Annotated in this window: 17 protein-coding genes; 8 read left to right on the top strand and 9 right to left on the bottom strand. The window is 58.1% G+C overall.

Going from position 1 to position 19,393, the window contains the following annotated elements:
- Window positions 1–234: 234 nt before the first annotated feature.
- Complete coding sequence (locus tag CXQ93_RS01285) at window positions 235–1,746, bottom strand: acetyl-CoA hydrolase/transferase family protein (protein ID WP_104108681.1); 1,512 nt, start codon at window positions 1,744–1,746, stop codon at window positions 235–237.
- Window positions 1,747–2,019: 273 nt separating this feature from the next.
- Between CXQ93_RS01285 and CXQ93_RS01280 the strand changes: the two genes are divergently transcribed.
- The gene (locus CXQ93_RS01280) at window positions 2,020–2,385 is read left to right on the top strand and encodes a hypothetical protein (RefSeq protein WP_104108680.1); all 366 of its coding nucleotides are present in this window, start codon (window positions 2,020–2,022) and stop codon (window positions 2,383–2,385) included.
- A 101-nt stretch (window positions 2,386–2,486) separates the two neighbouring features.
- Window positions 2,487–2,876: a hypothetical protein gene (locus CXQ93_RS01275; protein WP_104108679.1), complete on the top strand. Its 390-nt coding sequence runs from the start codon at window positions 2,487–2,489 to the stop codon at window positions 2,874–2,876.
- Between the two features lie 177 nt (window positions 2,877–3,053).
- Here the strand turns inward: CXQ93_RS01275 and CXQ93_RS01270 are convergent, their stop codons facing one another.
- The 3 genes from CXQ93_RS01270 to CXQ93_RS01260 form a co-directional block, all read right to left on the bottom strand.
- The gene (locus CXQ93_RS01270; protein ID WP_104108678.1) at window positions 3,054–3,413 is read right to left on the bottom strand and encodes a hypothetical protein; all 360 of its coding nucleotides are present in this window, start codon (window positions 3,411–3,413) and stop codon (window positions 3,054–3,056) included.
- A 25-nt stretch (window positions 3,414–3,438) separates the two neighbouring features.
- A complete protein-coding gene (locus CXQ93_RS01265) occupies window positions 3,439–4,038 on the bottom strand; it encodes an NYN domain-containing protein (RefSeq protein WP_104108677.1) in 600 nt (199 codons plus the stop codon).
- A 296-nt stretch (window positions 4,039–4,334) separates the two neighbouring features.
- Window positions 4,335–5,051 carry a hypothetical protein gene (locus CXQ93_RS01260; RefSeq protein ID WP_104108676.1) on the bottom strand — a complete coding sequence of 239 codons (717 nt, stop codon included), beginning with the start codon at window positions 5,049–5,051 and terminating at the stop codon, window positions 4,335–4,337.
- Window positions 5,052–5,212: 161 nt separating this feature from the next.
- On the opposite strand from CXQ93_RS01260, the gene CXQ93_RS01255 reads away from it, so the two are divergent.
- Together CXQ93_RS01255 and CXQ93_RS01250 are read left to right on the top strand one after the other, a co-directional pair.
- The gene (locus tag CXQ93_RS01255) at window positions 5,213–5,458 is read left to right on the top strand and encodes a hypothetical protein (protein ID WP_146073127.1); all 246 of its coding nucleotides are present in this window, start codon (window positions 5,213–5,215) and stop codon (window positions 5,456–5,458) included.
- A 101-nt stretch (window positions 5,459–5,559) separates the two neighbouring features.
- Entirely contained in the window at window positions 5,560–5,958 is a 399-nt protein-coding gene (locus tag CXQ93_RS01250) for a hypothetical protein (protein ID WP_104108674.1), read from the top strand.
- On the opposite strand, the gene CXQ93_RS01245 is transcribed toward CXQ93_RS01250, so the two are convergent.
- The gene (locus CXQ93_RS01245) at window positions 5,936–6,904 is read right to left on the bottom strand and encodes a site-specific DNA-methyltransferase (RefSeq protein WP_104108673.1); all 969 of its coding nucleotides are present in this window, start codon (window positions 6,902–6,904) and stop codon (window positions 5,936–5,938) included. The two genes, CXQ93_RS01250 and CXQ93_RS01245, sit on opposite strands and share 23 nt — an antisense overlap.
- A 197-nt stretch (window positions 6,905–7,101) precedes the next feature.
- On the opposite strand from CXQ93_RS01245, the gene CXQ93_RS01240 reads away from it, so the two are divergent.
- Window positions 7,102–9,612, top strand: coding sequence for an excinuclease ABC subunit UvrA (locus CXQ93_RS01240; RefSeq protein ID WP_181036003.1), 2,511 nt, complete (start codon window positions 7,102–7,104; stop codon window positions 9,610–9,612).
- A gap of 53 nt (window positions 9,613–9,665) precedes the next feature.
- On the opposite strand, the gene CXQ93_RS01235 is transcribed toward CXQ93_RS01240, so the two are convergent.
- Window positions 9,666–10,454 carry a glycosidase gene (locus tag CXQ93_RS01235; protein ID WP_258068512.1) on the bottom strand — a complete coding sequence of 263 codons (789 nt, stop codon included), beginning with the start codon at window positions 10,452–10,454 and terminating at the stop codon, window positions 9,666–9,668.
- Window positions 10,455–11,204: 750 nt separating this feature from the next.
- Complete coding sequence (locus tag CXQ93_RS01230) at window positions 11,205–12,308, bottom strand: HNH endonuclease (protein ID WP_258068511.1); 1,104 nt, start codon at window positions 12,306–12,308, stop codon at window positions 11,205–11,207.
- 242 nt (window positions 12,309–12,550) lie between these two features.
- Here CXQ93_RS01230 and CXQ93_RS01225 point away from each other — a divergent pair, with 242 nt between their 5' ends.
- Window positions 12,551–14,206, top strand: a complete 1,656-nt coding sequence (locus CXQ93_RS01225) for an NERD domain-containing protein (protein WP_104108671.1) — start codon at window positions 12,551–12,553, stop codon at window positions 14,204–14,206.
- A 77-nt stretch (window positions 14,207–14,283) separates the two neighbouring features.
- Window positions 14,284–15,336 carry a hypothetical protein gene (locus tag CXQ93_RS01220; protein ID WP_258068510.1) on the top strand — a complete coding sequence of 351 codons (1,053 nt, stop codon included), beginning with the start codon at window positions 14,284–14,286 and terminating at the stop codon, window positions 15,334–15,336.
- Window positions 15,337–15,595: 259 nt separating this feature from the next.
- On the opposite strand, the gene CXQ93_RS01215 is transcribed toward CXQ93_RS01220, so the two are convergent.
- Together CXQ93_RS01215 and CXQ93_RS01205 are read right to left on the bottom strand one after the other, a co-directional pair.
- A complete protein-coding gene (locus CXQ93_RS01215) occupies window positions 15,596–16,372 on the bottom strand; it encodes a hypothetical protein (RefSeq protein WP_258068509.1) in 777 nt (258 codons plus the stop codon).
- A 656-nt stretch (window positions 16,373–17,028) separates the two neighbouring features.
- Complete coding sequence (locus CXQ93_RS01205; protein WP_104108668.1) at window positions 17,029–17,733, bottom strand: FadR/GntR family transcriptional regulator; 705 nt, start codon at window positions 17,731–17,733, stop codon at window positions 17,029–17,031.
- A 160-nt stretch (window positions 17,734–17,893) separates the two neighbouring features.
- Between CXQ93_RS01205 and CXQ93_RS01200 the strand changes: the two genes are divergently transcribed.
- The gene (locus tag CXQ93_RS01200) at window positions 17,894–19,363 is read left to right on the top strand and encodes a four-carbon acid sugar kinase family protein (protein WP_104108667.1); all 1,470 of its coding nucleotides are present in this window, start codon (window positions 17,894–17,896) and stop codon (window positions 19,361–19,363) included.
- Window positions 19,364–19,393 lie beyond the last annotated feature (30 nt).

Genomic DNA, 19,393 nt, shown 5'->3' with positions numbered 1-19,393 from the left:
TCCAGTTAGCTGAACTTTCATTCTCCACAGGGGTGGCGACCATGTCGAGGTACGCCACACCGCGGCGCGTCTTTAGCTACCCCGGAGTTGCTGAGAACCCTCAAGGACCAAGTGCGGCGCCGGACCCGGGCATCCTCGCGGAACTGACATCGATCCGTGAGAAAAGGTTGCTTAGAACTCCCCTAAGCCGCCTTTTCTCACGGGTCGATGAATAACCGAGCCCCAAAAATGGAGTTACAGCCGCATATCTCCGGTTTCGATGTAGCGCTGGTGCCACGACAGCGCCTCGCCCATCAAGTGTGGGGTGTGCTTACCGTAGGAATCGCGCAGCGCACGGGTGAAGTAATCTTCCAGCATTGGCTTGTAGTCGGGGTGCGCCAGCTTCTCGGTGATGACCCGGGCGCGCTGCTTCGGGGACAGTCCGCGCAGGTCAGCGTAGCCCTGTTCGGTGATCAGCAGCATAGTGTCGTGTTCGGTGTGGTCAACGTGGCTGGCGAACGGCACGATTCCGGAGATGCGCCCTTCCTTGGCAACCGACGGGGACATGAAGACGGAGAGGAAACCGTTGCGGGCAAAGTCGCCGGAACCGCCAATGCCGTTCATAACGTGCGATCCCACCACGTTCGTGGAGTTCACATTGCCGTAAATATCGGCTTCAATCATCCCGTTCAACGCCACGCAACCCAGACGGCGGATGAGTTCGGGGTGGTTGGAAATCTCCTGGGTGCGCAGCACAATGCGTGAGCGGTAGAAGTCCACGTGCCGGTTGAATTCGGCGATACCGGCCTCGGACAGGGAGAAGGAGGTGGCGGAGGCGAACTCGATGGTGCCGTCCTTGATCAGGGCCAGCATGCCGTCCTGAATCACCTCGGTGTAGGCCTTGAGTCCGCGGTATCCGCCGCGAGCAAGCCCGGCCAACACGGCGTTGGCAATGTTTCCCACGCCAGATTGGAGCGGCAGCAGCTTATCCGTCATGCGGCCAGTCTTGATTTCCCCGTCGAGGAAATCGAGCAGGTGATCAGCAATCTGGTTCGAGGTGGCGTCAGGCTCAGCAAAGGCAGAAAGCCGGTCCGGCGCGTCAGTTTCAACCACGGCAATGATCTTGTCGATATCAACGTCCAGGTACGGCTGACCGATCCGGTCTTCCGGCGCCGTCAACATGATGGGCTTGCGGAACGGCGGCAGCGCAGTGCCGTAGTAGATATCGTGCATGCCTTCGAGGCCGGCGGACTGCTGCGAGTTGACCTCGATGATCACGGCGTCGGCCATGTCCAGCCAGGTCTTGTTGTTGCCAACGGAGGAGGAAGGAATCAGGCTGCCATCTTCGCGGATGCCGACCACTTCAATAATGGCAATGTTAATGTCGCCGTAGAAACCGAACCAGGTGTGCTGGGCAACGTGGCTTAGGTGAATATCCATGTATTCAATCTCGCCGTCGTTGATCCGCTTGCGCAGCGCCGGATCGGACATGTACGGCAGACGCAGTTCCATGCCGCCAGCCTTGGCGAGCACGCCGTCGAGCTCGGGGGCGGTGGAAGCACCGGTGAGGATCTTGATCTTGAAATCAGTGCCCGCGGCAGTTGCCGTTTCCATCTGTGCGGCCAGTGCTTGCGGCACCGCTTTCGGGTAACCGGCGCCGGTGAAGCCGCTCATGGCGACTGTCATTCCGGGCTTGATCAGCGCTGCTGCCGCCTCGGGCGACATACGCTTCTCCAACAATCCGGCGTGGCGGATACGATCGTGCACAGGGTCCTCTTTCACATATTTCTTCGGAACATCCGTCCAAAGTCATCCAGACCACTCTAGACGGTGACGGAGCATACACGTAGCCAGGTATGTAGTCCATAGATTTTGCAAAGCTTTAAGTACGACGGCGCCTACCGCCCTCGCCCGCGCACGTCACCGCATGCAGACGTCACCGTCCGCCGGCGGCACAGAAATGGCGAACCCGATCGAGCCTCCTCCTGTAGCTGTGCCACGAACTGCAGAACCGTTGAACAATGCTGGTAGAACTAGAACATGACTGAGAACCCCAGCCTTACTCCAGCCCATGGCGACCGTGTGCAACAGGAACGCTCCCAGCTTGCCGGAACCGTGGTTGCGCTCGTGGGCTGGGCCGTTGTGGTGGTGCCGATCATTCTGATGTCTGTGCTCATTTTTGCTGCTGTCATGGAGCCGTCCCAGAGCTTGGCAGCTCCTGCCCGGATCGCGCTGATTTTTGCCGGCGCAGTGCTGCTGTTCTGCATGATTGCAGCGCCGCACCTGCTGGGTCAGGCCGTGAGATTCAAGGAAAAGGCCATGTGGCGGGCAGCCTTCATTACCGGCATCCCCACGGTCTGCGTGGTTTTGTACTTTGTGTTCCGCTGGCTTAGTAACCTGGGCTGAGAATGCTTCGTATGCACCGCACTGCGTGAAATCCCCTAGGCTTGGGCCCGAAACAGATATAATCCATTTGTTGGAATAATAATAACGAAAGCGGATTTCCTATGTCCCAAGCGATGTATGAACCTCATGACCAGCACCAGCTCAATTCTGGCGCACGGGCATCCGCGGTGGCTCGGGTCAAGCGCCGAAATACCTTATGGGCCGTGCTCACGGCAGTCGTTGGGTATGGTCTTTTTGCGGTGCCAATGATCGTGCTGGTTTTTCTCGCCATGTTCAACTCCGCCAGCGGCCCCGGTTTGGGCGGCGGTCACGAAGGCGCTGGTTTCTTTGTATTCCTCTGTGTTGCAGGAATCTTGTGTATGGTCGCCAGCCCTGCCCTGATGGCCTTGGCATTCATCTTCCGCAAACTGGGCTTGTGGATAGCAGCCATCTGCACAGCGGCACCCGCACTGGTGGTGGCCGTCATGATCTACATTAAACTACCAGCCTAGCGATCTGACAGGCTTGCTTCAGCCACGCGTGCTCGAAACTTAAGCATGCCCCGCCCCACAATGAGATCCCGTCCCACCGCCCCACCATGAGACGCCCCAGTGAGCATTTGGCTCGTCGGGGCGGTCTGCTTCCCCGCGGTATCAGATGTCAAGGAACCAGACCCCGCGTACTCAGGGTCAGACAATGTGGTCGTGCAGGCATGGAGCCGCCCTCCCCTCCAGCAACTCGGAGAGGCCAAGGGACGAGACAACACAGACATGGTGGCCTGTTTTGTCTTCGTCGAGAACGTCTAGGATCTTTTGACTGTATTCCCGAGCTAGGTCCACAACCACCTGCCCACTCAGGTCGCCGTGGATCAGCAGTGAAATCTGTCCAGACATCTTGGTCGTCACCCTTGCCCCTGCTTGCTCCATCAGGATGTGAACGATGTCCCGGTGTTCGTGTTCTCCACGGATGGATACCTTGCCTGTCGCAATGGCCACTTGCCCTAGCAGTGTGCTGACGTGCCCTGGGCATGCTGTTCGTTGCTTCTTCATGTTAGTCAGTCCCTTTCGATTGCTTCTAAGCCGCGGTTCGGAGCGGACGGTCCTGGCAGGACCAGAAGTCCTCATCGTTTAGCCGGTGCGTCCACAAGCGGAATCTTTTCCTGCGGCAGATTTCCGTCAGAACGTTTCCTGGCATTTCGTTGCCATCGGACCAGGCAGCAAGCTCAAGTGGCGTGGTGGTCTTCATGACCTCTTCAACAGCTGGCACCAGATCACTGTCCCCGGAGAAAAGCACTATCTTGTCGAAAGCGTGGGACCGGGCGGCGTCAACTAGGTCCAGACCAAGCCGCATATCCACACCGGACTCCTTCGGCACGTCCCTGCCACATCCATAGAGCATTGGCTCGTAGCGAGCCGCAACCTTTGGGTCCGTGCCCCAGCGCAGCTGTTCCTCGCGGAAGAGCTTGGCGGCTTCAGGATCCCGCTGAAAGTCCGGACTGCCGCGAAACAGATGCACACGCTCCAGTTCTGACCCGATTGCCGTTAGCTCCACTATTCGGTCAGCTATAAGCCGTGGATCAATGTGAGTGGTCCATCTATTCAGGTTTGGTGAGTAGAGGTCATGACCCAGCAAATGAACGTTTGAATAATCAAGGAAGACTGCTATTTTCAACATAATAATTGCCCCTGTTAACAGTTGAAGCCGCCACGTTTCCGTGACGGCGATTAGAGTTGCGCTATTTCAGGACGTTATTTACCTGGCGCAATTGGTTATGAACTTATTAGTACGGACTCTGATCTGGGCTAATTAAAATCGGCTCAGATACGCAAAATTCCCCACACCAACGGGTGCGGGGATTGCTCTAGTACAAGTGTTGCAGGCGTTCAGGTGTGGCGTCAATGCCTGAGGTGGAAAACTTGCGGGCCGACTCTAGGAACCAGCCCGCAAGCCCCTGCAATGGAGCTTTGCTGTTACTTCGAGTTCCAGTACACCCGCTGGTTGTCCTTGAATGAGAATGTGGGATCAACAAAGATCTTGGCGCCTTCAAGGGCTGAGGCTGGCACATCCATGCACACTTGGTATTCCCCGGTTCCACCATTTTCCAAGGTCGGAACGGAGGTCCCTGATTTCTCCAACATGGCGGTGCAGGTGGTGGACGAATACTGACGGGCGTCAATGCCAACCAGCTTCACACCTAGGTCGATCCATGGATTGCCCTCTTCGGCACCGACGTACTTGACCGCAACATCAATCAGGACGTATTGGTCCTTGGCTGGCCCGTTGTACTCATTGGCTGCAACGATAGCATCAGCTGCATTGAGGTTGACGCTCTTGACCGTCACCTCATATTCGGAACCCACATTGCCGGACACACCCAAGGAGAGAGCTTCGGCGTCGGCCTTCTTCTGGTCCTTTGGGGCCACATCAACAACACCGTCAGAGCCTTCCTCAATCGACTTGCCGATGCCCTCGATAATGGATGAGTACATGGCCTGCGAGGCAAGTACACCGATCAGGGAAACAACCGAGATCACAGTCGCGGCAATCGACATACCGCGTGCTTTCGAACGCTTACGCAACGAGATGATGAGGGTCAGGCCGTCCGCTTCAAGGAAAAGGCCATGTGGCGGGCCGCTCTCGTCACCGGCATCCCCACGGTCTGCATGGTTTTGTACTTTGCATTCCACTGACTCAGCAACCTCGGCTATTCAGCCAAACCCCAACGCCGCATCACTTAAAGGCGTCTTTCCTCCAACGCCGCATCACATTTGGCCCAGCCAGTCTGGCATCGGGGTGCAGATCCTGCGGCTGGGCCATTGTCCTAACTGTGGTCCGTTGGGTGCTCCTCATGCCTGCGGCTTTAGTCATTGGCGCCTTTGCCATCATTGCTGCACAAGTGGGCCCCGAAGCCAGCGGCACCACCAATTTCTCTGACTCCTTACCAGCCATATTTGGAACAGCCTCAGCGGTGCACGCCCCCGTCATTTTGGGTTTTTCCCTCTACAGGAAGAGGGGCGGCTTGTGGCTGCTCGGAGCACTCGTCGTCATTCCGGCCGCGATTGCTTCCTTCACTCTGGGTACTGGAATGTTCTAAAAACTCACGCTTTCGATTCAGACCATTCCCGGCTCCACCTCTAAAGCCGGTAGAAATGTGAGGCACAGCCCGCGCCCAGCAGTACGTGCCAGAATAAGTTCATGCCCCGCCCTCATCGTGAGATCCCGTCCCAGCGTTTGGCCACCTCTGTGGCTCAGTCGGCCGCATCCCCGAAGCCGCATCGCCCACCGTGGTTGGGCATTGTCATTGCGATCGTGGGCTGGGCTTCGCTGGCTTATCCCGCCATTATTCTGGCCTTGGTCTCGTTCATCATCATGACGGGAGCGTCGGGTTCCGGAACCACGACACCAGCCATTGCTCTGGGTCTTCTGGGTTTCCTGGCCACGCTGGCCATGCTCGCGTTCCCGCTCCTGCTGGGTCTTGCCGTGAAGGCACGACGCCGGTCACTCTGGATCGCGGCGTGCCTCACCGGAGTTGTGACTATCGGCGCGTGTATCTACCTCGCCGTGGAGTGGTTTATCCCGCTGGGATCTCTGTAGCGGCTTCCTGCTGAACGGCTGGGATCGCCGCAATGGCCTCATGCTTGATGAAGGTGACCTGCTCAGGGTCTAGGCGAGTCCGCATGACCTCGATCGCCTCCGGGTTTTGGTCCACCATGACGAAGTGGCGTTCAAGTTCCAGAGCTGCGGCTCCGGTAGTGCCGCTGCCTCCGAAGAAGTCCAGTACCCAGTCACCACGTTCGGTACTGGCGGAGATGATGCGGCGCAGAATGCCGACAGGCTTCTGCGTGGGGTACCCCGTCTTTTCGCGCCCGTTGGGTGAGACGATCGTATGCCACCAAGTATCGGTAGGCAGCTTGCCCAGCGCTACCTTTTCGGGAGTCACCAGCCCGGGAGCCATGTACGGTTCGCGGTCCACTTCGGCGCTATTGAAGTAGTAAGTCTTGGGGTTTTTAACGTAGACCAAGATGTTGTCATGCTTGGCAGGCCAGCGCTTTTTGGAGCGGGCACCGTAGTCGTAGGCCCAAATGATTTCGTTCAGGAAGCATTCGCGACCAAAGAGTGCGTCCAACAGGACCTTGGCGTAATGGACCTCGCGGTAATCGAGGTGCAGGTAGAGTGTGCCGTCGTCCTTGAGTAGACGCCAGGCCTCTTCAAGCCGGGGTTCCAGGAACTCCCAGTAGTCGCCAAAGGAATCGTTGTAGCTGAGCGTCAGGCCCTTGATGGTCTCGTAGCTGCGGCCCTGAAACCCCACGCGTGAGCCGGTTTCGCTGCGCACGTTTGTCATGTTGTTGCGGGCTTGGACCTTGCCGGTATTGAACGGCGGATCGATGTAGATGAGCCGGAAGCTTTCATCCGGAAGCGTCCGCAGGAAGCTGAGATTGTCACCCTCAGCCACCAGGTTTCCACCCTCCGCATGCCAGGCGCTGACATGCTTTGTCGCCGAGGCGGGGCTCAGGGTGGAATCGCTCGCATCGGTTGTCATGCTTCAAGGCTAGCGGTGCTGCGCGCCTGCGGCGAAACGCTACCTCCCTCGGTGACGCGCCCTGGACTTTGACGCATGTTCTAGCCCACGGTTCAGGCTCGGTCGCTCCCTAAAAGGTGACGCATTGTTGAATGCACGGCAGCCACAACATGCCACAGGCCACAGCGCAGCTACGAGATTCGGTCTATGGTCGAAGGATGGCTCTTCACCACGAATCAGACATGCACTTGATGACAACGAACAAGGAACGCGCAGGTTTTCTACAGGTGCGCGGCGCCCGCGAGAACAACCTCAAGAACGTAGATGTGGATGTTCCTCGAGATGCCATCGTCGCATTTACCGGTATTTCCGGGAGCGGCAAATCCTCCTTGGCCTTCGGCACCATCTTCGCTGAAGCCCAACGTCGCTTCTTTGAGTCGGTGGCACCGTATGCCCGTCGGCTCATCCAACAAGGTAATACGCCTCATGTGGAATCAATCTCAGGGCTTCCCCCGGCAGTTGCCATGGCGCAGCGACGCGGCAGTCCCAGCACGCGCTCTTCTGTGGGAACCGTGACAACACTGTCGAACTCGCTGCGCATGCTGTTCTCCAGAGCGGGCGACTATCCGGAAGGCGCCGGCATCCTGTACTCGGATTCGTTCTCGCCCAACACTGTGGCCGGAGCCTGCCCCGTGTGCCACGGCTTGGGCACAGCCCATACGGTCACCGAGGAGTTGCTGGTACCTGATCCCAATCTCTCCATCAGGGACGGTGCCATTGCAGCATGGCCACGCGCATGGCAAGGGAAAAACCTGCGGGACATCCTCACGCACTTAGGCTACGACGTCGACCGTCCCTGGAAGAAGCTGCCAAAGAGCGAACGTGACTGGATCTTGTTCACTGAAGAACAGCCTGTTGTGGAAGTGACGCCGCAAAGGGATCGGGTGGCGAAACCCTACAAGGGCAAATTTTGGAGCGCCCGCAGTCACGTGCTGCACACCCTGGCCAATTCCAAGAGTGCACCCATGCGTGAGCAGGCATTAGCGTTTATGCATTCGGGTCCTTGCCCAGTCTGCGGCGGGAGCGGGCTGAAGCCTGAAGCGCTGGCGGTCACAGTGGCGGGTCGCACTATTTCCGCCATGAACGCCTTGCCGCTAACGGAACTTTCCGCCACTCTGGAGAACCTCAGCTCGGGCCCAGTGGGAGAGGACGGCAGCCGTGAAGCTGTCGCCGCGGCAATCGCACAGGATCTAAATCACCGCATTGCCGTGCTGCTGAACTTGGGTTTGGGATATCTGAGCCTGGGACGCAGCACGCCAACGCTTTCCCCGGGGGAAATGCAACGACTGCGGATCGCCACACAATTGCGCTCTGGCCTGTTCGGTGTCATCTATGTGCTGGATGAACCCTCCGCGGGCCTGCATCCGGCTGACGCGGAACCACTCCTGGAAGTACTGGAACAGCTCAAAACAACAGGGAACACGGTGTTCATCGTGGAGCACAATATGGACATGGTGCGTAGGGCGGACTGGCTGGTGGATGTAGGCCCGCTGGCCGGGGAACAGGGTGGGCATGTTGTCTATAGCGGGCCCGTGGAGGGACTTGCCGATGTTGCAGAGTCGCTGACGCGACCATTTCTGCTGGGCGAGCTATCCCCCGCTGCGCCACTGTCAACGCAGTCCGCTGCGACCACGGACGCGAGGCGGGCCCCTGGCGGATGGTTGGAGTTGCGGGGCATCACCAAACACAATTTGCAGGAGCTTGAGGCTCGGGTGCCGCAGCACGCGTTGGTGGCTCTCACGGGAGTTTCCGGCTCCGGGAAATCCACGCTGTTGCAGGTTCTCAACAGCGCTGCTGGCGGGCAGACCGATGCCGACGATCAAGGACTTGCCGCGAGTGTGACACGTGCAGGCTTTGATGGGGTTGATCGAGTGGTTCAGGTGGACCAACGGCCTATTGGCCGGACTCCACGGTCAAATCTGGCCACGTACACCGGGATGTTCGACGCCGTCCGTCGTGAGTTTGCTGCGGTGCCCGAAGCCCGGGCTAAGGGATTCACAGCGGCTAGATTTTCCTTCAATGTTGCGGGCGGGCGCTGTGAAACTTGCTTGGGCGAGGGCTCGGTCGCCGTGGAGCTTTTGTTTCTGCCAGGTAGTTACGGACCGTGTCCGGCGTGCCACGGTTCCCGCTTCAATGAAGAGACGCTCACAGTGAAGTACCGCGGGAAAACCATTGCCGAGGTTCTCCGGCTGACGGTGGATGCGGCAGCTGAGGTGTTGGAGGACATTCCGTCGGCGGTGCGAAGCCTAGCGGCCCTGCGCGAAGTGGGCTTGGGTTATCTGCGGCTTGGGCAGCCTGCCACCGAGCTGTCCGGTGGTGAGGCCCAGCGGATCAAGCTGGCGACCGAGCTGCAGCGGCCCCGGCGCGGCCATTGCCTCTATTTGCTAGATGAACCGACCACCGGCCTGCATCCGGCCGATGTGCAGTTACTGCTGCATCAGCTCAACCGCTTGGTCGAGGCCGGAAACACAGTCGTGGTGGTTGAACACGATATGGACGTGGTGGCTTCCGCCGATTGGGTCATTGACCTTGGACCGTCAGGTGGAGCCGACGGCGGCCGCATCATGGCTGCTGGTACACCTGAGGAAGTAGCGGGTGTCCCGCAGAGCCGCACTGCCACCTACTTGGCCGCTGCCTTGCGGCGTCGCAACGGCTCCGCCGCAAGGTAGCTGCTGCAAGTTAGCTGCCGCTCGGTGAATCGCTCCTGGCGGGCTGCCGCCTTTTACTCGCCGCGCAGTACGTCCTTCGTGGCGTGGTTGAAGTGGAAAGTCACCGGTCCACCGGCGTGGGCGAACTCGTGGTTGGCACCATCCAGCAGACCAAAGGCACCATAGTTCTCATCCCAGTTGCCGTTCAGCACAGCCTTGTAGCTGTATTGCCCGGCAGGGAGCTCGGCAGATAGCTGCCAAACGCCAGCAGTAGAGTCCAGCTGCATCTGGACGTTGGAGTGGCTGGGATCCCAGTTAGCCGCACCGAGCGCTTCGCCGAAGGTCCCGGCCAGAGCCACCGCTGCCGGCTGCTCGGCCTGTACGACGCCGGACGCTTCCGTTTCGCTCGCCTCGCTGGCCTTGGCCGTGGTTGCTTTGGTGGACGGTTTCTTGGCTGGAGCCTTTTTTGCGGCGGACTTCTTAGCCGTTGGCTTTTCAATGGTCTGCTCGGGCAGCGGGGTGCCAGCGGGGATCAAAGTACCGTTGCTCAATGCCTCTGCCAGCTTGTCAGCGGTGTCGAAGGCAACGGTGGCGCGCAGCCCGTTGTCAGTGATCTCCCAACCACCCCGACCCTTGGTCATCCAGCCGGCCTTGACCAGATCCGCCGTAGCTTTGGTGAGGTTCTTGTGTCCACGGGGAATGCCGCCGCTGAGAAGCTCGGATTCTTCCTTGGAGAACGGAATACGCTTGGCGGCCTCGGCCAGGACCTCTCCCCCGTTGGGCTTGGAGTCCAGCCACGATCCGGCGGCCATGATGTCCAGTACTACTTTGAGTCGACGGTTGGTGTTTTCACGAATGCTCACGGCTGATCTCCTATGGAAGCGGGGTACACGTCCACTGTGGCACGGGGAGAAGTTACGCGACAGTAGATGACGAAATCCAACCACTGGGGCCTGGTGACTAGGCCTGCTGGAACCAAGAAAACCTACCCACCCAATTCGCCTGTACAGTCTTCGTCTGACACCTTGGCGCCGACCGAAATGTCCGCGGTGCCCTTTGCCATGATTCGGATTTCGCCGCCGGCGAGTTTTCCCCATCAAAAGTGTTCACCAAGCCAAGCTATGCGGCGGGTATGACAAAGGCGAATGCCGTACACGGGGCCGGGTTTGTATCTGATTTGCAGGTAGTTGGTTGCGGTCGCCGATCCATGAATGCAGTTGATGTTCAGGCAACTGTGAACGTGTCGCTGGCTAAAGTAACAGCCGAGGCCTCTGCCTCTCGGAATGCAAGCTGCGTGCTGTTCGGTGGAGTGTGTTCCCCCTGTTTACTAACGATGGACTCAATGTCGGCCAACTTCTGCTGCTAGCCCCACTTTGACGTCGGTCACCGTCCCTATGCATATTTGGCACATGGCTGAGTCCAAGAAAGGGCACGAGCGGCCCCAGGACGGGAGCTATCTATCTACGCGCTTCGCTGCTCAGGGAGCTTGCGTATTTCAGATCCCCCGGCTCGACCTCAGGCGCCGAAGCGCATCTAGTATTTTGTCTCCTGTGACATCAGCCGAGTCGAAAGTGAAGACTGGCGGTCTTGGTTCGACGACAGGCAGCCCATGACTATCTCGCAAGGAACTTCTCGAATGTACGAGCTAGGAAATCCTCACTGGGCTTTTCTGATTTATTTGCGGGAATGCTCATCAGTTTCTGGTTGTGACGCTCCTGTAGTCCGTACTTGAGCATAGGACCGTCCACTTCCAACAAGACGTCGTCTCGAATGTGAACCACGAGATTCGGTGAAACACCCAAAATATTGGCGTCAAATGCGGCATGGTGAATTTTGCATAACGCCAAGCCATTCTGTACCGAGGCGATGCCGTTTTCTTCTCTATCCGGGATGATGTGGGCAGCGTCCAAGAGGACTGCGTGCTTCAAGTTACAGACAGCACATCTTGAATCGTAAGCACGAAGAACTGAGGACCTAAAGACTCTTTGATGTAGGCGTACTCTAGCCAATCGGTTCGCATATTGCTTGACAGGGCCTAGCGCCTCGACGCCAACACCAGGAGCATTGAAAACTGCGGGATTGTTGGCTGCATCGATGTCAAGTACAAATTGTTGCTCCCTAGGCTCTTCTGCGACCAAATAGACAGGAAAGATTGCCTGAAACTGTGATGCGCCTACGCCAAAGAACCAAATGAGCGGTAGCTTCCGTTCCATGGCGTTCCTCAATCCGACGTTCGTATATAGGTCGGGGTCATCACCCTCCCACTTGTACCTAAGTAATCCGTCGGCACCTACTTCGTCACGATAGGGCGCGGCTTTACCCGGCGCCCTGTAAACCGTCGTGATTGAGAGAGCAGTGTCCAGTTCTTTTGGCTTCCGGATCCCTTTTGTGGTGTCCTTCAACCGGAATGGGGAGCCTTCAAACTGGAAGTCATCCAAGTCAGACGTGTGAAGCGCATCCGCTCCGTCGCTTGTCCTCTGCTCCAGCCAGAGCATTGCTGCGGCACGCAGCCGCTCGTCAAAATTTCGAGCTCCCTTTTGGCGGAGTAGTTGTAGATCATCATGAGGAATCTTGTATGCGTGCCCTGAGCTGGGATCCAAATAGGCATTGGGCAACTGGCCCGCTGCAATGTAGTCCAAGACTGTTGCATCCCTGACTTCAAGCATCCGAGCGGCCTTCGACACGGAATATTCAACGCTCATATCTCTGCCTGACATTTGTCAGCTCCCTCTGCTCTAAGGTCCACGACGAGAACTCTGCTAGTGCAATCGGCGGATCTGTCAGTCCCAGGAAACCACAACCGCAGCTTTGGCACTAACGGTGACCACCCCTCCCAGGTTTCCAGTTGACATTCCGGCCTGCTGGCTCGGAAATGCGTTGCGGTGCCGTGTAGCAATCAGCGCCTCGTGGAAACACCCGATAGGTTTGGATTTCCCATGATCTTCGAAAGGAACTCGCCTTGCGCCTCATTCCGCCCGAACCTGATTTCAGCGATGGCCAACTTGCCGAAAAGGCCGTCTGGGATGTCCTGAAGGCATCACTGCCTGACGACGTTGTATTGGTCCACTCGGTCCAGGTACGGTACGGACGGGCCGAACACGAGATCGACATTCTGGTGCTCTGGCCCGGCGTAGGCCTAGCAGCCATCGAGGTCAAGGGCGGCCTCGTTACCAATGAGAATGGCCAGTGGTTCCAATCCGGTGGTGCTGACGGCAAGCGCAAACTGAAAGACCCGCTGGCACAGTCCCAAGGCTCCCAACATGCCTTCAAGCTGTGGCTGCAGGACCACATGGGAATGCTGCTGACAAGCAGGTTCGTCTACATGGCGGCATTCCCCTACTCCTCTGTTGGCCAAGAATGGGTCAAGTCCGGCAATCCTCGGAAGCTGTTTCTGGATCAGGACGATCTCAAGAATCCTGCCGAACTGATCCGCCACGCAATCCAAGTCGAAGGAAACGGCACAGGACCGCTAGCTGCACAATTCTTGGAACGAATTATCCCCAAACTTGAGGGAAATCTTGACCAAGCCAGCAATGACGCAGCGGGCTATGGAGAAGATGAAGACAAGCAGGATCACCTGACGGAGCGGCAGAAGGTCCTGCTTTCTGCGACACGTTCATTGCCACGCATCAGGTTCACCGGCGGCGCCGGGAGCGGCAAAACCTGGCTGGCGGTGGAAAAGGCCAGGGAGCTGTGCAAATCGAGAAAACGCGTGGGATTGTTTTGCTACAACAAGGGCCTTGGCATGTACCTGTCCAACCAAGTCAGCGGCTGGCGGCAGGCCAAGCCCGCATTCACCGGTGAGTTCCATGAATTCGTGAAGTCCCTGGGTGTCCCCGACGGCGAGGGTCAGGACTATTACGATGTGGATATGCCCCGGATTTTGAAAGAGCTTGCCGCGGACCTTCCGGAGAATGAAAAGTTCGATGCCGTGATCGTTGATGAGGCGCAGGACTTTGCCCCTCTGTGGTGGGAAGCGCTGCGTGCGTGCCTGAAGGACACTGACGAGTCGGAAATCTATGCCTTTATGGATGATGGCCAGGACGTCTACAAGCGCTGGTCCAGCGATGATGCAATAGCCGATCTCCTCCCGATCCACATCGACGAGAATCTGCGCAATACGAAGAAGATAGCCGAAACTTTCAAGGAATTTGCCGGGGATAAGTTCATCTCCCGAGGCAGCACCGGAATGGCTGTTCGGATGGTCGAATGCGCTACGGATGCCGCTTTGGACGTTGCCAGTAGCTGCATTGATGCACTCATTGAAGACGGCTGGACCAATAACCAAATTGCCCTGCTGACAACCAAAACCCGGCATCCAATCCATCTGGAATACTCTGACCGCAATGAAATCGGTGAGTACTGGCGTGAATTCCATGCCAACGAAAGTGAGTTCTACGGCCACGTCCTGGGCTTCAAAGGTCTTGAACGCTCCGTTGTGATCCTGTGCGTCAATGGTTTCAAGGATATGGAGCGCGCAGCCGAGCTGCTTTATGTTGGGCTGTCCCGAGCACGAACGTTGCTGGTGGTTGTCGGCGACACGAGCCTGATCGCCGAAGCCGGCGGTACGCAGCTACGTTTAGCTCTTTCGCGGGCACGACAGTGGAGCCCGTAATCGCTCGGCGGACGGTGTTAGGCGCGGCCGGAATTGCCGCTCTCGGCCTAGGCGGCTGCACCACAGATGGTGTGCCAGTGCAGAAGCCCAGCACCGTTGCTGCCCCAAAGCCGTCGGCGAGCCATCCGGCGTCGAACTCTTCTTTTTTGCTGGCGACGCTGGCGCACACTGACAAGATTGCGCGAATCGATCCGTCGAATGAAGATCCGGGCGCGATTGAGTTCATCACTGTTGGTGCGGCACCGTGGGGAATCGGTGTCCACTCCCCCACCCATGCTGCTTATGTGGCGACTGCGGAGGGCTTGGCGGTTGTGGATTTAGCGACGTTCACCCGCCGCTCCTTGGTGCCGTACCTCCACCCAGCAGCAGAAATTAGTCAGGGCGAGTACCGTCCGGGTGGGCTGGGCTTGGCCGTTGCGCCCGACGGATCAGCCGTTTACGTTGCCGTCAGTTTGGATACTGAGACGTGTTTCCTCGAAGTGTTTGACGTTCAGCGGGGAGTTTTCACGGGCTCAGTGCGGGTGGGATGGCGGCCGTTTGACGTTGTGGTGGCCCCCGACGGCGCGTGGGTGGCGACCATAGACCACGACAGTTTCACAGTCACCGTGGTGGATCCCGCTTCGCTGCGTGCCACGACCCACAAGATTGCACCCTTCGGGACAGAAGGTGGGTTGGCCTCGTGGGAGAAAATCCATTACGCAGCGGTGGATGCGGACGGGACAATCCTGCTGCCTGTGCAAGGGAAGGTTGTGGTGCGGTTTGACCCAGTGACAGGCAAGTCCAACTCCATTCCCAGCGCCGCAAATTCGCACGCTCACGGCACCGCTCTTGCCAGTCGACTCTTGCTAACCGTGGGGACCGGATCCTTTGGCAACGCCGACGGCGTCCCGAACCTTTCCGTGCTCAATCTGGACACCGGGGACGAACGAATCGCTCCCCTGGACGTGCCTCATGAGACTGTCACAGCCTGGAGCGATGCTGCCGGAACGGAGTGGGCCGTTGTGGCGGGTGGCAACACCCGGAACGAGGGCTGGGACGGCCTCACCCTCATCCGGCTCGATGATTTTGAACAACGGACGTTAGACGTGCCCGGGTACCCACAAGTCGTTGTTACCTACACCGAGCCTTAATGGCCGCTTCCCTACGAGGAACGCCGCCAAGATTCAGTGACTCAGGGATACGTACTGCAACACGCCTATTGCAAATGCCCAAGAATCGACCGGGGCTACCAACAAATTATCTACCAACCCTTTACACCAGCGGCGTTCAAATTGGTGGCCGTGATTCCTTGGAAGTGGTACGACAAAGCCCCCGTTGATAAACGGGGGCTTTGCGTTTTCCTAAATGATCTGTTTTTTGTATCGGAGCTACTAAAAGTTTTCCTGAGTTTTACTTGACGGCTACGAATATTTTGTCGGCCATCATGCCGGGCCTGACAGCAAGAACGCCTTGGCCAGCCGTGGCAGTCGGTACTTCAATGGCCTCGTTGCCTGTTGCTGTACCGTCTTTGTATAGCGCGCTTGTGGTGTCCATGGCATCTGCCGCGATAACCATCTTATCGAGTCCGTTGACGGTTTTTCCGTCCGCGGTGACGTACTCAATTGAAACAAAGGCAGGCATTTGACCGTTGGGGTCATCGCCTAGGTAGGTAGCGGAGTAGTTCACGACTATGTACTCGGAACCTGCCGCTGCAGGCTCATTGAAGGAGTTGGCGGCTATAACTGCATCTGTGGCAGCCAAGGTGACAGAATTAACCACGACGCGCCAATCGTCAGATTCGATAACAGATCCGATTGGATGGGGGTTCTCGCGGGTTCCTGCGTTCGATGCCGGCTTTTCCTGCGCTGCTCCACTGTTGGCGCCCGCATCAGCCAACGGCTGGACAACGGTGGTGTCTCCGCCGCCGATAGCGTTGTCGACCGAGGTGGCAAGAACGGAGACGAAGACTGCAACTCCTACGATTGTACCCACGATCGAGATGAGCAGAGCGGTGATGCCCATCCACTTTGCCTTGTCCTTGAGGAACAAAGATACGAGTGACAGGACGAATGCGATCGGCAGCAAAATCCAGCCAAGGATGAGGGCTCCGGGGATGCAAGCGAAAACAAACCCAATCACCCCCACAATGAGTGCAATTAGGCCGACGACGTTCCGCTGTTTTTTCACCTTTGTCGGCTGGGGCGGAAGCCCCTGCATTGGCGATCCAAGGCCCGGCTGTGCCAAGTCTGATTGATGCGATTGAAATGAGGCGGTCTGCTGCGAGCCCATCTCAGGGTGCTCTGGTGTTGTCATAATCTAACTATGACATTTTATTGATGCCACTCATATTCCTAGACAAGACATTACGGGAAAAGCCTCGGCTACACCGGAACCCCACGAGAACATAAATGGACGAAAACGGACTCCACCGGAAAATCTGCCCAAAATCGACTTTGACTATAGCCGGGACTTCATTCATATCTCATCCCATCTTAGGCGAAACGTCAGAGCCTGCCGATGGTCTCCAATTGGCTTCATCGTTGAACTGCAATTCGCACAAGGAGTTTATTGTGAAAGTTAGTGCCTATCACTCGTCCAACCCATCAGATCCTGATGTCCACCACGATCACGATGACTGCTAGGCAGGCAAACTGATTCCGGCCAAGAATCGCATGTCCGGTACTGGGGGCAACCCGCGCTGCAAGTTCTGCATCGCCAAAGGCTAGATAATCAAGGTTCAGCCCGGGTTGGAAATCTCTGCCCGGCCTGAACACCATCCGCTGCTGCTGCGCCCACAACGGTAGGCGAGCTGACCGTCGTCGTGCATTCTTGCGGTGGAGCCCTTACTGCGAGCGCAGCACGTAGCTCTTGAGGTCATCGAGCGTTTGGGCCATGTGATTGTCCATGGCTACCCGGGCAAGCTCCGGCTTGCGCTGGCTTAGCGCCGTCAAAATGGCCCCGTGCATGGCGATGGCGTTGCTCTGGATCTGCGGAACCTGTGACGTTTCAGCGCGACGGCTCTCCAAAATGCGGTGCAGGGGGTCAAAGAGCACCGACACGAAAATATTGCCGGACGCCTGCAAAATGATGTCGTGGAATGCGAGGTCGGATGCCACGAACGCCGGCACATCAGACGCCTCATGGGCAGCCTTCATCTTGCTGAGCTGCTGGCCCATATCTTCGAGGTCTTCATCGGTGATGCGCGATGCTGCCAGTTCACAGGCGCCGGTTTCCAGCATGCGCCGCAGCTCAATCAGCTGGACAGCTACGACGGCGTGATCCTCACCCTCCGAGACGGCCCGGAGCACGGCGTTGAGGGAACCCCAGCTGGCGAGGGGGTTGACGAATGTTCCGCGCCCCCGCTCCACCCTGAGAATGCGCTGCGCGACAAGTGTTTTCATGGCTTCACGTACCGTCATCCGGCTCACTTCATGCTGGGAGCTCAGCTCCAGTTCACCCGGGACTAGCGAGTTCGGCGCGAACTCACCGGCGACGATTCGGTCCAGCAGATCATCAGCCACCACATCGGTCAATGACTTGCGTGCCATGATTTCCTTTCCCCACACGAATGAAACTACAGTTTAGGGCCTTCTTGCTGGGCGTTCCGGTAGCGGCTTGCAAGCGTGACGTGTCGTGTGCCACAATAGCAGTCAAATGTTAGATGTCAGACATCTTACAAAAGAATTCCCCACAAAGAGGTGTGAAGAAATGATCCTTGAATCCGAACTCCTGGCTGCTTACCCGGCAGAGGTCCCCGTACCTGCGGCTCTGGTCTCCGCCAAGGTTGCCGCCGCAGACCGAGTGCTCATTGTGCTCGACGACGACCCCACCGGAACTCAGTCCGTTGCAAACCTGCCCGTTCTCACACAGTGGGACGTTGCAGACTTCGATTGGGTGTTCGGACACAGGATCGACGGTGTTCTGGCCAAGGCCGTATACGTTCTCACCAACACCCGCAGCTTGGATCCCGCCGAGGCTGCGGCCCGGAACGATGAGATTGTTCTCAACGCTCTGGCTGCCGCCCAGACTGCAGGCATTTCTGTGGGCTTTGTCAGCCGCAGCGATTCAACTCTTCGCGGACACTTCCCCCTCGAGCCGGACACCATTGCCGCAACAATCGCTGCCAACAATGGTGGAACCATTGACGGTGTTGTCATCGTCCCGGCCTTTCCCGACGCCGGCCGCATCACCATTGGCGGCATTCACTTCACCCGCGGCGAGAACGGCACACTCATCCCGGTGGCCGAAACCGAGTTCGCCAACGATGCCAGCTTCGGCTTCACGCACTCCTCCCTTGCGGACTACGTGGAAGAAAAGTCCCACGGCCGCATCCCTGCCTCCCGCGTCATCACCCTCGACCTGCCCCTGATTCGCCGCGGCACCCCCGCAGCCGGAGCCACTGCCATCGCCGACGCTCTCGAGGCAGCCACCGCATCCAACCCGATTGTGGTTGACGCCGTCACGGAAAATGACCTGCGCGTCCTCGCCCTGGGCCTGGAAGAGTCCGAGCGCCGCGGAAAGTCGTTCATCTACCGCGTTGGGCCGCCGTTTGTCCGCGCCCGTATCGGTCAGGAAATCCACGCCCCACTGGCCACGGAGGAAATCTTCCATGCCGACCGCACCGTTCCGGCAGCTTCGGCTCGCGGCGGGCTGATCGTGGTGGGTTCCCACGTTGGCGTCACCACCCGCCAGCTCAAGGCCCTCACTGATGCGCACAGTTCGGCTCGGATCGTTGAGATCGATGTTCAGAAGCTACTGGCCGACGACGGCGCCACCCACGTGTCCGACGTCGTCGCCGACATTGCCCAGGCGCTGGCAACGGGTGACGTGATTGTCCATACCAGCCGCTTGCTGATCAAATCTGACGACGCCGCAGCGAGCCTGTTGATTGCCCGCACAGTCTCGGCCGCCGTCGTCGATGTGGTCAACCAGACGCTCAAGTCCACTCCCCCGCGCTTCGTTATCGCCAAGGGTGGCATCACCTCCTCCGACGTTGCCGCGCACGGGCTGGAGATTCGCCACGCCATTGTCCGCGGCCCCATGCTCCCGGGCATCGTTTCACTCTGGGAACCCGTTGATGGCCCGGCCGCGGGCATTCCCTACATTGTCTTCGCCGGCAACGTTGGCGACGATCAATCCCTGGCCGACGTCACCCGCAAGCTCAGCACAACTTTTTAGTCCTCGTTTTACACTGCAGATTTTCAAGGA

Origin of the sequence: Arthrobacter sp. N199823 (assembly GCF_002929705.1) — a bacterium.
Taxonomy (GTDB): Bacteria; Actinomycetota; Actinomycetes; order Actinomycetales; family Micrococcaceae; genus Specibacter.
Note: the sequence above shows the minus strand (reverse complement) of the source record. Positions and strands in the feature narration are given on the sequence as shown.